This window comes from Orbus sasakiae, from assembly GCF_039542345.1.
GTDB lineage: Bacteria > Pseudomonadota > Gammaproteobacteria > Enterobacterales > Orbaceae > Orbus > Orbus sasakiae.
The window spans coordinates 1,300,199-1,312,866 of record NZ_BAABHY010000001.1 but is presented as its reverse complement, the minus strand read 5'-3'; the positions used below and the strand labels follow the sequence as shown (position 1 = coordinate 1,312,866).

Below are 12,668 nucleotides of genomic sequence, written 5' to 3'. Positions count from 1 at the left end.
TTAGACTCCATCACTGTGCTGAGTTGATTTTAAGACTAACTCAATAAAGGCTTGTTCCATGGTCGGTTCTGGTAACGCTTGACTTGCCACCGATTGCTTAAGCTCATCAGGCGAACCCAATGCAATTAATTTACCACGATTGACCAAGCCAATCCGATCACAGTATTCAGCTTCATCCATAAAATGTGTGGTAACCATAACGGTTACACCTTTTTCAACCAAGCTGTTAATGTGAATCCAAAATTCGCGGCGAGTAATCGGATCAACACCTGAAGTCGGTTCATCTAAAAAGATAATTTCGGGTTTATGCATTAATGCGCAAGCAAGCGCTAAACGCTGTTTATAGCCCAGTGGTAAATCCTCTGGTGTTCTGTTTAAAATGGGTTGAAAGTTAAATGCGGTTATCATTTCATCAACACGTGTTTGTTGTAGTTCACCAAATAGCCCATAAATGCCAGAGAAAAACGCTAAATTTTGTTTAACGGTCAATTTATCATAAAGTGAAAAACGTTGTGCCATATAGCCTAAATGTTGACGTGCTTTGATGGAACTTTTTTTCAAATCCATTTCAAGCACTAGTGCTTTACCGCTTGATATGGATAATAGGCCGCACATCATTTTGAATGTGGTTGATTTACCCGCACCATTGGGGCCAAGTAAACCAAAGATTTCACCCCGTGTCACTCGAAAGTTGACATGATCCGTGGCCGTAAAATCACCAAACGTTTTGGTTAAATCTTGTGCTTCAATGACAATATCGTGTTTGCTACAGTCAATCGGTTGCATAATTTTGGTTAAAATTGACTCTTTGGTCTCAACCCCCCCGAGCAAATCAATGAAAGCATCTTCAAAACGACCAACAGCGGGTTTAACGATTAAAGAGGGATCGCCTAACAATGTCGCAATATTTTGGGGTTCAATATGCTGTTTAAAAATGAGTCGAATACTGTCACCTTCAATCACGCCATCGCTGACGTCAGGGTGTTTTAATACCTTTTGTAATAAGGTTCGATGTGGTTGATTGGCTGAAATTAAAAATACACGATCCTTTACGCTTTGCGTTAATTCGTCTGGCACACCTCTAAAAATTAATTGGCCTTCATTAAGCAATAAAATATCCTGACATTGTTGGGCCTCATCGAGGTAGGATGTGCTCCAAATAATCAACATACCGTCTTTGGCCAACTCGTGCACCATTTTCCACAATTCTTGTCTTGAAATCGGGTCAACACCGACGCCAGGTTCATCGAGTAGTAAGACTTTAGGGTCACCAAGTAATGTGCATGCTAACCCCAATTTTTGTTTCATTCCGCCCGAAAGCTTACCAGCATAGCGGTGGGTGAATCTTGCTAAATCGGTAAATTCGAGTAACTTTGCAAATGTGTGTTGGCGTTCTTCGCCATGAATATTGCGTAGATCCGCAAATAAATTTAAGTTTTCTTGTACAGTAAGATCTTCATAAAGCCCAAATTTTTGTGGCATGTAACCAAGCTGAGCCCGTAACGCAGAGCCATCTATTGCAGGATTAAGCCCCGCCACTGAAATCGTGCCTTGCGTTGGATTGAGTAGCCCAGCTAACATACGCAACAAGGTTGTTTTACCTGCACCATCAGGCCCAACTAACCCAGTTACACCGTTTGCTTTGATGGTTAATGTTAAGGATTGCAAGGCAACAAGTTGGTTATTTTGTGCGCCAAAACATTTTTGGACATCCTGTAAAATAATTTGATTATCAGCAGAGTGATTAACCATTAAAATAGGCTCCCATTAAGACGGCATGACTATTGAAATTTGATGGTAACGGGCATACCTTGTCGCAACAGTTCATCCGCTTTACCCTCACCATTTTGATTAACTTGGATACGTAAACGATAGACAAGGTCAGTACGTAATACCTCAGTTTGTACAGTTTTAGGGGTAAATTCAGCAGTTGATGACACGAAGCCAATTTGACCGATATAGGGTTCATTTGGTCTTGCGTCAGTATAGATATACACTTTTCGCCCAGGTATGGCTTGTGCTAAATTGATTTCATCAATATAAGCCTTAATCCAAATGGGTTTTGCAATCGAGATTGCGTAAACGGTTGTGGCTGAATTGAGCATAGTACCGACTTCAATGGCTCGAGTTAAAATCGTCCCTTCTGTTGGTGAATAAAGTTGACTATCGGTGATATTAAGTTTCGCTTGTTCAACATTTGCCAGGGCTAGCGCTAAGTTAGCCTGAGCCTGATCTCGTGCTGTTTTGCTGTTATCAAGTTGATCTTTTGATACCGCGTTGGTTTTCATTAATTCAGATTGTCTTTGGAAATTACGTTCCGCATAATCATAAGTGGCTTGGGCTTGTAAAACTTGTGCCTGTGCTTGTTGCAAACCGATTTGATACGGTTCGTCGTCAATCGTTGCCAATAAATCGCCAACCTTAACATAATCACCTTCTTCTTTCGATAATTCTGTTAATCGTCCTGCAACACGGAAATTGCTATTGACCGTACGAATGTCAACGTTACCATATAATGTTATTGTGGTATCTTTGCTGTTATTTTGCCAAATGAAATAGCCAGTGACAGCTGCAATAATGGCAATGACCGCAATAATTAAAAACTTTTTCATACATTACTCCAACGGTTGATCGTTTGTAATTTGGTTATTTAATTTCGTGAGAATATTCAGTAATACGTTTTTTTCATCTTGGCTAATACAACTCAGTACTTTTATCAAATGTTGTTGAAGCGGGGTTGCGACTTGCTTTAAAAATTGCTGTCCCTTTCGCGTTAAAAAAAGCTGTTGCGAACGACGATCCTTTGGATCCATTTTGCGCTCAATCCAACCATTTTTGGTCATTGCATCGAGCTGACGAGTGATATTGACACGTGAAATATGGAAGAGCTGGCTTAGTTCAGATGGTCTAATACCGTGTTCATGTTTACTTTGGATAGCAAGTAACATAAGTAAACGCATATCATTGAGTTGATATTTAGCAAAATTAGACTCGAAATGCCCAGCCAATGCATTTGTTGTTGTTTGTAGTAATCGAATAAGGTAAATATCTTGATAGGGGTAATCAAAATCAAGATTTTGATGATCGTTAATCAGCTTTTGTACAGTGGACATTGAATAATGCATAATCACAGTCTCAAAAATTAATTTCAAATGAAATTATATCAAATGAAATTATTTTAGCAATATGATGCATTGATCTAAGATATTTATTTTTTTAATCTTATTGCGCTGATGAGTGGATATTGTCAATATGCTAAAACCGATTCGGTATTCGATAACATCATATTGCTTATCGGTTTTTGATTGTTATAATTGAGTTTTATTATTAGGGTGTCAATACACGATGCACAATTCAACGGATGTTCATGATTCTGTCGATTCATCGCAATCTCTATTTAAATTGCCGGCAATTTTTGTTCTTATGATGTTATGTGGTCTCAGTATTTCTTGGGCATATTTTATCTTAACAACCAATAATAAAGACTATATCGGCTCGATTTATTTTTATAACGCGCTATTTAGCCAGTACTTAAATAATGCCATTATGGCGTTTATTATTACCACGATTTTTTTTATTCAACAAAAAATTCATAAGATTACGTTTAATCATCTGATAGGTTTGCTGATCATTTGTATTGTTTATATGGTGATAATTCGCTTGATAAGTGTAGCGCTATCACCTATTTATAAAATGATGAGTGAAAGGTTTGATTACCATGTATTGACCATTTATTATCATCTCATTAGTTTTATTTTGATGTCTGTCAGACCCATAATATTAATGGGTTTAATTATATTACTAGGTCTTGTTAATAAACAACAACGGCAACCTTTTACCATGCCATTAGGTAATCATCGCGCAGTGTTTGCGTTTTTATTTACCCTCATATTTCTTTCTCCTTATCTGCTTTTTTTATTATCGTTCAGTAATACCATCCTGTTGAATTTTATCAGTCACTTTTTTGATGTTTACCCAAGCTTTTCTGCAGATTTACCATTATTTCAACGCTTGGTGGTGTCTATTTTACCAAGCATCATCAGCGTATTGATTGTCATGCTATATTTTGTAATTATCTTTTTTACGGTAAAAAACTGTTTTACCCGACAATTTACCACGGTTCCGCTCAAATTAATTTTTAAAGCCGTTGGCTGGTCGTACCTTTACTTTATCTTATTTGGTATTGTGATAGGCATAATTTATGGTATGTTAGCTTTCATCTTCTCGATGAGCATAAGACATGATTATGTCAGTGACGTCATGATTGTGCTATTGAGCTTATTGAATATTGCTCATTTTGTGATTGGTTTTATCTTGATGTTAGTATTACCACGTAGGGCGGTTAAAAAATACTTTGCAAATGAAATCGGGCAAGCTCATTACGTTTCCAAGCCAAATTAGCATTATTGGCGTGAAAATCAGTTCATTTTATGGTGAGTCTATCGTGCATGCATTACTACATGCACGATAGACTCAAAGATTACTCTTGTTCAATCATCGTTTTATCGGTTTGCTTTAACACATGGCTTGTTACAATACCCGCTGTCATTGAACCACTGACATTTAATGCAGTACGTCCCATGTCAATAATTGGTTCGATTGATATTAACAGTGCGACAATTTCAATCGGTAAACCAACCATCGGTAGAACGATTAATGCTGCATACGTTGCTCCACCTCCGACACCCGCGACACCAATTGAACTAATGGTGACCACGAAGACTAACATAATCATAAAATGTAAATTTAATTCAATACCGACTGTTGGTGCTATCATCATAGCTAGCATCGCAGGGTAGATACCGGCACACCCATTTTGACCAATTGTTGCACCAAATGATGCTGAAAAACTGGCGATACTGCTTGGTACGCCAAAACGTTTTTCTTGTGTTTGGATATTCATCGGGATTGAGGCTGCACTTGAACGACTCGTAAAGGCAAAGGCCATTGTCGGGATGATTTTTTTGAAATATCCGATAAATGATTCACCGGCTAAGCGAACCAAAATACCATGCACCACAAACATAATGGCTAATGCAACATAAGATGCAATAATAAATAATCCTAACGACAAGATACTCTTAGCGTCAGACGTCGCTGACATTTTTATCATTAATGCAAACACACCATATGGCGTTAGCTGAATAACAATTCGCACTAACTTCATTACCCATTGTTGAATCGTGTCAATGCCTGATAATAATTTATGACCTTGTTCTGGATTGTCTTTGACGAGTTTGATGGCTGCAATACCAAGAAACACTGAAAAGATAACCACGCCGATGATTGAGGTTGAACGCAATCCAGCAAGATCTTGGAAAGGATTGCTGGGTAAAAACGCTAAAATCATATCGGGAGCACTCAGATTACCCAAAGTACCGGTTTGAATCTCTTGTAATTTTACCGCACGAGCTTGTTCTTGTACGCCGGATGCAAGTCCTTCAGCGGAGAGACCAAAAAACAGCGATACTAAAATGGCAACAATAGCTGCAATCATCGTGGTAAATAATAAAATCGAGATAACTGAAACGCTTGTTTTACCTAATGAAGATGCATTATGTAATTTTGATACTGCACTTAAAATTGACATTAAAATTAATGGCATCACAACCATTTGGAGTAATTTGACATAACCATTACCGACAATGTTAAACCATTGAACCGATTGTTGAATAATGTCGGACTGATTACCACCATAGCCAACTTGTAATGTCACACCAAATAGCACACCGGCAATTAAAGCGATAAACACTTTGCGTGATAAACTCCAACTTTTAAAATGAACATGGATATAAATTAATCCAACGAGAAAAGCCAAAAAAGCAATAAGATTTAGATAAACAAACATAGTTATTCCTAATTAATCAATCATTCATGTTGCCATAGTAGCAAAGATTCGGATGACATGATTATGTTCAAAAAGCATATCTTTATATGAAAAAAGAATAACTAAAAAATAAGGATACCTTCATATGCCTTACTGTAAAAGACTTTGAACGATGAAATGGTCGCTAGCTTAAAACGTATTATCTTAAATAACAATCAAAGTAATAGCTAATATGTTATGAATGATTATCACAGAGACTGTTTTAATCGGTATGAAATCCTAAAATAGCGTTTATTTAGATAACAATATCAGGATGAAAAAAATCATATACCGTTACAAAACGATCACAAAGCGTATACAAAATGGGGTCTTACTGTCAGACAAAATGTTTTACAATTTATGTTAAGATTATCAAAAAGTTATTTATGAGAAGACGAATGAAAAAAAAATTATGGGTGTTATTAACTGGTTTGTTGTTGAGTACAAATGGTGTTTATGCTAATCAAGCCGAATATTTAACGCCATCTGAACAAGCAGATCTGGTCAGTCAAGCCAATAATCATGATCCGGTTGCGCAATTTAGCTTGGGGGTGATGTACTTTGAAGGATTAGATACCCTTCAAGACTACCCAACTGCTTTAAAATGGTATCAATTATCTGCCGAGCAGGGCTATGCACCCGCGCAAAATAATTTAGGTTTGATGTATCGTAATGGGTTAGCGGTTGCAAAAGACTATCAAGAAGCCTTTAAGTGGTTCGAGCTAGCAGCAGACCAGGACTACGATTTAGCCCAATATAATCTCGGCGTCATGTATGGTTATGGGCTCGGTGTAGTCGAAGACCATGACCAAGAGTATAAATGGACAAAGTTAGCCGCCGAGCAAGGATATTTGGTTGCTCAATATAATTTAGCCATAATGTATTTCGAAGGAATCGGTACCCCAAAAAATACTGAAGAAGCAATCAAGTGGTTTGAGCTATCGGCTAATCAAGGTTTCGATTCAGCGCAATTTAATTTAGGTAAAATTTATCAATTGGGGATTGGCGTTCCCAAAAATTCAGCAATGGCTGTAAATTGGTATGAACAGGCCGCTAATCAAAATAACGTTCACGCCCAATTTGAATTAGCCAATTTATATATTAATGGCGATGGCGTTACACAAGATATTCAATCCGCGATGAATTTATACTTGCTTGCCGCTAATGACGGTTATGCACTAGCTCAAAATAATTTAGGGACGATGTATCGTGATGGTATTGGTGTTGAAAAAGATTATCATACCGCATTAAAATGGTACCAGCTCGCGGCTGATCAACATTACGATATTGCTCAATACCATTTAGGTTTAATGTACGCATATGGTTTGGGTGTTGAATTAAATCATCGTACGGCGTTTTCTTGGTATCAACAGTCTGCTGAACAAGGCTACCCGTTAGCGCAGTATAATTTAGCAGTTATGTATTTTGATGGTATTGATATGCCTAAAGATTATCAATTAGCGCTCAAATGGTATCAATTAGCCGCAGAACAAGGTTATGATTTAGCCCAATATAACTTAGGCCAAATCTATAGTTCGGGAGAGGGGGTTAATCAAGATAAAACCCTCGCGGCGAGTTGGTTTCAGCTCGCAGCAGATCAAAATAATCCCTATGCACAATGTGAATTAGCTAATTTATATGTGACGGGTGACGGTGTTGAGCAAAATTATCAAAAGGCGCTGGATTTGTATGTGTTGGCAGCAGATCAAGGTTATGACATTGCTCAAAATAATTTAGGCATGATGTATCTTAATGGTTGGGCTGTTAAGCAAGATTATCAAACAGCGATTAACTGGTATATGCTTGCGGCTGAGCAAGGCTATGAGTTAGCGCAATACAATATGGGTAACATGTATTTCTATGGATTAGGCGTTGAAAAAGATACCGAGAAAGCGATAAAATGGTATCAACTTGCTGCAAAACAAAATTATCAACTGGCGATACAAAGTTTAGCGGATCTCAGTGAGACTAACCTAATCGAAAGATAAGGCTAATAGGATAATGGCCTTAACCATTTTCATAAATGGTGCCGCACTTGTTGGCACCAATATGCGACTGTTTACCCATCCATTTTCGTTAAATTATTGTCATAATGGCTAAATCTAGTGTAAAAAACAGTCTGTATTCATAAAATAGCGTTAAATAATCGTTATAATTAAAAGTTATAAAGATGTGATTTTTTGTTATTTAGCCATTATCATGAATATTGCTACACTGACCCCATCATCATAAAAAGGGGACAGAATATGAAATCAATTTTAAAAAAATCAGTAACAGCCTTAACGTTACTTGGTGCAATGGCCATCGTAAATAATGCCTATGCAGATCGTTTAGACGATATTGAAAAACGTGGTGAAATTAAAATTGCCGTATTTGATAGTAATCCACCTTTTGGATATGTTGACCAAAAGACTAAACAGATCGTGGGCCTTGATGCAGATTATGCTAATGCAATTGGTCGTGCATTAAATGTTGATGTTAAACTTGTTGCCACCAATCCTGCTAACCGTATTCCCTTATTAACCTCTCAAAAAGCAGATTTAATTGTGGCTAACTTTACCGTAACGCAAGAGCGCGCAAAAGCCGTCGATTTTAGTGTGCCATATTTTGCGACGGGGCAAAAATTTATTGCGCGTAAAGGATTGCTTACCTCGCCAGATGACCTTAAAAAGTTACGAATTGGTGCGGATAAAGGCACGGTAATGGAAATAACGTTACGTGAACAATACCCGACAGCAAAAGTGATTTCTTATGATGACACACCATTTGCGTTTGCCGCACTGCGTAATGGCGTTGTGCAAGCGATCACGCAAGATGATGCGAAACTTATTGGTTTGTTAGCGAATGTCCCTGCAGATCAACGCGAAGCCTTTGAAATCTCGCCATTTAGTATTACTAAAGAGTACCAAGCTGTTGGTATACCAAAAGGCGAAACACGTTTAAAAGATAAAGTAAACGAGATACTTTTTCAACTTGAACAAGATGGTGACGCACTCACCATTTATAACCGTTGGTTTGGTCCACAAACAACATCAGCGATGCCAAGGGGCGATTTTAAAACAGGTGATGGCGCATTAATTGACTAAACCATTGACTATCCAACTGGAACTGGATGACATTGTGATTATGCCGCTATATGCGGCAATTTTTTTAAATTTGTGGACGCTTACGTTATGCATCAAATATTTGAACAGTTATTAGCTCCCCGTTATTTATGGTGGTTATGGGATGGTTTCATTGTCACAATGATGATCTCAATTGTGACCATTATCTTGGCGACACTATTAGGTTTTTTACTGGCGATGATAGGTCAAAGTCAACTTCGACTTCTGCGCGGTTTTACAAATAGCTACAATGCGATTTTTCGGTATTCTCCTTTGCTGCCTCAACTCTTTTTTTGGTACTTTGGTATCGGGAATATTTTACCATTAGAATTTAAATTGTGGCTTTTTGATGAACCTCAAATTCAGTTAGGCTTTATGATTTTTAAAATGCCTTCATTTGAGTTTATCATGGGGGTTATTGGTTTAACCTTTTATTCATCAGCCTTTATTGCTGAGGAGTTTAGAGCGGGGATTTTGGGCGTCAAACAGGGGCAGTTAAACGCTGCTTTAGCATTAGGTCTCAATCGTCGACAAGGATTACGTCTAATTATTATACCTCAGGCATTGCGGATTGCTTTTCCACCATTAGTTGGCCAATATATGAATGTTATTAAAAACTCCTCTCTGACAATGGCAATTGGCGTATTGGAATTATCGTATGTATCTCGTCAGGTTGAAACCGAAACATTAAAGACGTTTCAGGATTTTGCCATTGCGACATTACTGTATATTTTGGCGGTAGTGATCGTTGGTACATTGGGTAATATTTATCAGCAACGCATCCTGATAAAAGGAGTTCGTTAATGGATTTTAGCAGTTTAGCCAATGGATTTGGTATTGTTTGGCAAAATTTAGATTATTTAATATGGGGCAACTATCCTGACGGGCCGATAGGTGGCATTGTATTAACGTTATTTATGAGCTTGATAGCCATTATTCTTTCGACGATACTGGGGATTTTTGCAGGAGTAGGGCTGGCTGTTTTAACCGGTTGGAAACGTACGTTATTGGTGATGCTATTAGGTTTTTTAAGAGCAATCCCCATTTTAATGTTGATTTTTTGGACTTACTTTTTACTGCCGGTACTATTAAATATTGATGTACCCGCAATTGCATCGGTCATTATGGCGCTTGCTTTAATTGGGGCGGCTTATATTGCTCATGCGGTTTATGCTGGCATGATTGCTATTACCCATGATCAATGGCAGGCAGCGTATTCACTCGGGTTAAAACCAAAGCAGGTCATTATTTATATTATTTTACCACAAGCCATTAAGATGATGATGCCATCGTTTGTAAATCAGTGGATATCATTAATTAAAGATAGCTCATTGGCTTACGTGGTTGGCGTTGCTGAATTTACCTTTTTAGCAACACAAGTGAATAATCGTAGTATGGTCTATCCCACAGAGATATTTTTATTTGTGATTGGCGTCTATTTTGTGATGTGTTGGTCGTTAGATTTTGTTGTAACTTGGCTGACTAAGACAATGATGGCAAAAAATGGTTAAGTCAATTGTCTACTGCTTTTGATAAACCAGTGTGTGATAAATGCGTTCTACCAATTTACCTGTTTTGCTGATGCTTTTATCTTGTTTTTGAGTTTATTTAATCAGTTGAAAAGGGTGGTTGGCAAACAGCTTTTCGATGTCAGTAAGATCGTATAAATGGAAGCCAAATTTGACAAAGGGTAAGTGCTGCATAAATGACTTATCACAAAATGTCAAAACCAATAAACCACCGGCTTTGATGACATGTGCAATCGAGCCAAGTAATTGATCGGGAGCATCCCAAAAATAAAGGGTATTGACTGATAAGATTTTATCAAAAGAATTGGGTCTCATTGCAATATGCTTACCATCATACAATTCAAATGATGCTAAACCGGCGTCACAAAACGCGTGGTTAAAATTAACCGCTTCATTAAACATGGTGCGTGATATTTCAAGCCCCGTATAACGAATATCATCGGCTAATGAGAAGAGATAAGCAAGATGGCCTGCATTGCCATGTCCCAGTTCTAAAATGGCATCGTGCGGTTGAATATTTAAGTGATGAATGCCACTCAAAATCAGTGAAAGATTTGACATATTCATGGTATGACCTAATTTTACACCATCAATATCTTCAGGGCACCGAAGTTGATTGGCTAGCTGCTGTAGCGTTTCATCACTCATGGTTAGTTCACCAAGCCATTTGCATCATCACAATTGATTTTATGATCACGATAAATCACTTTGTTGTAGCTATATTCTAAATCGCGTTGCTCGACAACTTTGCCGTTACGAATAAAAAACCAATATTTTTTAAAGGGTTTGTAATAACCTTCTGATTTTACGCCACCAATATTGGCGCAGATCGAGTAACCAAATATCGCTTGTTGTTTTTCAGAATCTTTCACGATGTATTCTTCACGAGGTGAACTCATGGATAAATAGCTGATCGTAGCTGAATCATCAAAATGATCGTCACCCCATGCCTTAATGAGTTGTGGGTAATGAGTTGGGTATTTACCAAAATCCGCATTATGCATGTCAGGGCGCCAATTTGGATCGCTAGGGGTTGATGAACACGCACTGATGATGAATGCCAAACTCACTATACCTAAAACTTTTTTCATTGATGATTCCTTTTTATTCAATCCACTTTTGGGGTCATGGTATCAATATTTTATAACATTTCCAGTGGTTTTTTACGCGAAGGGGGTAAAAAGGTGCTATCCAAACAGGCTAAATCATCGTCACTTAAATTAATTGCTAACGCTTGAAAATTTGCTCGCAAATGGTCTGGTGATGAGGTTTTCGGGATCGCAATCATATCTGGGGTACGCAAAACCCATGCTAATGCAATCTGCGCCGGCTCGACGTTGTGCTGCTTGGCGACATGAATTAAGGCTGGATGAGTTAAAATTCGGCCTTGCTCGATCGGTGAATAAGCCATTGTGGGTAAATGGTGTTGGCGACTCCAAGGCAATAAATCAAACTCAATGCCACGTCGACTCAGGTTATACAATACTTGGTTGGTCATCAGTTGTTTGTCATCGATTGCTTGTATTAAGGGCAGTAAACCATCAACATCGAAATTACTCACTCCCCAACGTTTTATTTTGCCTTGCATAATTAAGGTTTGCATCGCATCTACGGTTTGATTTAATGGCACAGTGCCAGGCCAATGCAATAAATAGAGGTCTAAATAGTCGGTTTGTAAACGTTTTAAACTGCGCTGACAAGCATCAATTGTACCTTGGTATGTGGCATGATAAGGAAGGACTTTGCTCACGATAAATAACGGATCGCGGATGCCTTTAATGGCCTTACCAACCACCATTTCAGCGCCGCCATCGGCATACATTTCAGCCGTATCAATGAGTGATAACCCCATTTCAATACCCATTTTTAATGTAGTAATTTCTTGCTCAGCATGCGATTGAGACTCCCCCATGAACCAAGTGCCTTGGCCTAATGCAGGTACTTTAGTGCCATCAGGTAAAGTGACATAACGTTGTTGCATCATTTACTCCTTTTTGAACAGTAACCTAATCAGTCTATTCACAGCTTACCTGCTAACCGTAATATTGCAACTTGAAACGACAATAAATAAGTTTTATTGATGAGATAGTGAGATGAAGTGTAGACATTCATCTAAAAAAGGATGATTTGGATGAGAATAATATGTTACAATCACGTTTAAAGGTAAGC

The 12,668-nt window shown here is 38.0% G+C and carries 12 protein-coding genes; 5 read left to right on the top strand and 7 right to left on the bottom strand.

All coding sequences use genetic code 11. From position 1 onward, the window contains the following. From ABEA36_RS05705 to ABEA36_RS05695, 3 genes are read right to left on the bottom strand one after another with little or no spacing between them, the layout of a single operon-like run. Window positions 1–1,752 carry an ATP-binding cassette domain-containing protein gene (locus ABEA36_RS05705; protein WP_345489720.1) on the bottom strand — a complete coding sequence of 584 codons (1,752 nt, stop codon included), beginning with the start codon at window positions 1,750–1,752 and terminating at the stop codon, window positions 1–3. Window positions 1,753–1,781: 29 nt separating this feature from the next. Next, window positions 1,782–2,612, bottom strand: coding sequence for an efflux RND transporter periplasmic adaptor subunit (locus tag ABEA36_RS05700; protein WP_345489717.1), 831 nt, complete (start codon window positions 2,610–2,612; stop codon window positions 1,782–1,784). A 3-nt stretch (window positions 2,613–2,615) separates the two neighbouring features. Beyond that, on the bottom strand, window positions 2,616–3,113 hold the full coding sequence (locus ABEA36_RS05695) for a MarR family winged helix-turn-helix transcriptional regulator (RefSeq protein ID WP_345489715.1): 498 nt from the start codon (window positions 3,111–3,113) through the stop codon (window positions 2,616–2,618). A 232-nt stretch (window positions 3,114–3,345) separates the two neighbouring features. Here ABEA36_RS05695 and ABEA36_RS05690 point away from each other — a divergent pair, with 232 nt between their 5' ends. Beyond that, entirely contained in the window at window positions 3,346–4,401 is a 1,056-nt protein-coding gene (locus ABEA36_RS05690; protein WP_345489713.1) for a hypothetical protein, read from the top strand. Window positions 4,402–4,480: 79 nt separating this feature from the next. On the opposite strand, the gene ABEA36_RS05685 is transcribed toward ABEA36_RS05690, so the two are convergent. Further along, window positions 4,481–5,848 carry an L-cystine transporter gene (locus tag ABEA36_RS05685; protein WP_345489711.1) on the bottom strand — a complete coding sequence of 456 codons (1,368 nt, stop codon included), beginning with the start codon at window positions 5,846–5,848 and terminating at the stop codon, window positions 4,481–4,483. A 416-nt stretch (window positions 5,849–6,264) separates the two neighbouring features. Between ABEA36_RS05685 and ABEA36_RS05680 the strand changes: the two genes are divergently transcribed. The 4 genes from ABEA36_RS05680 to ABEA36_RS05665 all read left to right on the top strand — a co-directional run bounded on the left by ABEA36_RS05680 (window position 6,265) and on the right by ABEA36_RS05665 (window position 10,481). Continuing rightward, the gene (locus tag ABEA36_RS05680) at window positions 6,265–7,854 is read left to right on the top strand and encodes an SEL1-like repeat protein (protein ID WP_345489709.1); all 1,590 of its coding nucleotides are present in this window, start codon (window positions 6,265–6,267) and stop codon (window positions 7,852–7,854) included. Between the two features lie 258 nt (window positions 7,855–8,112). Beyond that, on the top strand, window positions 8,113–8,952 hold the full coding sequence (locus ABEA36_RS05675) for an ABC transporter substrate-binding protein (protein WP_345489707.1): 840 nt from the start codon (window positions 8,113–8,115) through the stop codon (window positions 8,950–8,952). An 87-nt stretch (window positions 8,953–9,039) separates the two neighbouring features. Beyond that, on the top strand, window positions 9,040–9,774 hold the full coding sequence (locus ABEA36_RS05670) for an amino acid ABC transporter permease (protein WP_345489704.1): 735 nt from the start codon (window positions 9,040–9,042) through the stop codon (window positions 9,772–9,774). Continuing rightward, complete coding sequence (locus ABEA36_RS05665) at window positions 9,774–10,481, top strand: amino acid ABC transporter permease (protein WP_345489702.1); 708 nt, start codon at window positions 9,774–9,776, stop codon at window positions 10,479–10,481. Before ABEA36_RS05670 ends, ABEA36_RS05665 begins: the two co-directional genes overlap by 1 nt. 93 nt (window positions 10,482–10,574) lie before the next feature. On the opposite strand, the gene ABEA36_RS05660 is transcribed toward ABEA36_RS05665, so the two are convergent. From ABEA36_RS05660 to ABEA36_RS05650, 3 genes are read right to left on the bottom strand one after another with little or no spacing between them, the layout of a single operon-like run. Then, on the bottom strand, window positions 10,575–11,147 hold the full coding sequence (locus ABEA36_RS05660) for a class I SAM-dependent methyltransferase (protein ID WP_345489700.1): 573 nt from the start codon (window positions 11,145–11,147) through the stop codon (window positions 10,575–10,577). 2 nt (window positions 11,148–11,149) lie between these two features. Next, window positions 11,150–11,590, bottom strand: coding sequence for a hypothetical protein (locus ABEA36_RS05655; protein ID WP_345489698.1), 441 nt, complete (start codon window positions 11,588–11,590; stop codon window positions 11,150–11,152). A gap of 50 nt (window positions 11,591–11,640) precedes the next feature. Continuing rightward, a complete protein-coding gene (locus ABEA36_RS05650) occupies window positions 11,641–12,483 on the bottom strand; it encodes an aldo/keto reductase (RefSeq protein ID WP_425571856.1) in 843 nt (280 codons plus the stop codon). Between the last annotated feature and the right edge of the window lie 185 nt (window positions 12,484–12,668).

What these genes read in the sequence shown, in the direction of transcription:
- ABEA36_RS05705 (WP_345489720.1), bottom strand. Translation starts at nt 1,752, where the DNA reads ATGGTTAATCACTCTGCTGATAATCAAATTATTTTACAGGATGTCCAA.
- ABEA36_RS05700 (WP_345489717.1), bottom strand. Translation starts at nt 2,612, where the DNA reads ATGAAAAAGTTTTTAATTATTGCGGTCATTGCCATTATTGCAGCTGTC.
- ABEA36_RS05695 (WP_345489715.1), bottom strand. Translation starts at nt 3,113, where the DNA reads ATGTCCACTGTACAAAAGCTGATTAACGATCATCAAAATCTTGATTTT.
- ABEA36_RS05690 (WP_345489713.1), top strand. Translation starts at nt 3,346, where the DNA reads ATGCACAATTCAACGGATGTTCATGATTCTGTCGATTCATCGCAATCT.
- ABEA36_RS05685 (WP_345489711.1), bottom strand. Translation starts at nt 5,848, where the DNA reads ATGTTTGTTTATCTAAATCTTATTGCTTTTTTGGCTTTTCTCGTTGGA.
- ABEA36_RS05680 (WP_345489709.1), top strand. Translation starts at nt 6,265, where the DNA reads ATGAAAAAAAAATTATGGGTGTTATTAACTGGTTTGTTGTTGAGTACA.
- ABEA36_RS05675 (WP_345489707.1), top strand. Translation starts at nt 8,113, where the DNA reads ATGAAATCAATTTTAAAAAAATCAGTAACAGCCTTAACGTTACTTGGT.
- ABEA36_RS05670 (WP_345489704.1), top strand. Translation starts at nt 9,040, where the DNA reads ATGCATCAAATATTTGAACAGTTATTAGCTCCCCGTTATTTATGGTGG.
- ABEA36_RS05665 (WP_345489702.1), top strand. Translation starts at nt 9,774, where the DNA reads ATGGATTTTAGCAGTTTAGCCAATGGATTTGGTATTGTTTGGCAAAAT.
- ABEA36_RS05660 (WP_345489700.1), bottom strand. Translation starts at nt 11,147, where the DNA reads ATGAGTGATGAAACGCTACAGCAGCTAGCCAATCAACTTCGGTGCCCT.
- ABEA36_RS05655 (WP_345489698.1), bottom strand. Translation starts at nt 11,590, where the DNA reads ATGAAAAAAGTTTTAGGTATAGTGAGTTTGGCATTCATCATCAGTGCG.
- ABEA36_RS05650 (WP_425571856.1), bottom strand. Translation starts at nt 12,483, where the DNA reads ATGATGCAACAACGTTATGTCACTTTACCTGATGGCACTAAAGTACCT.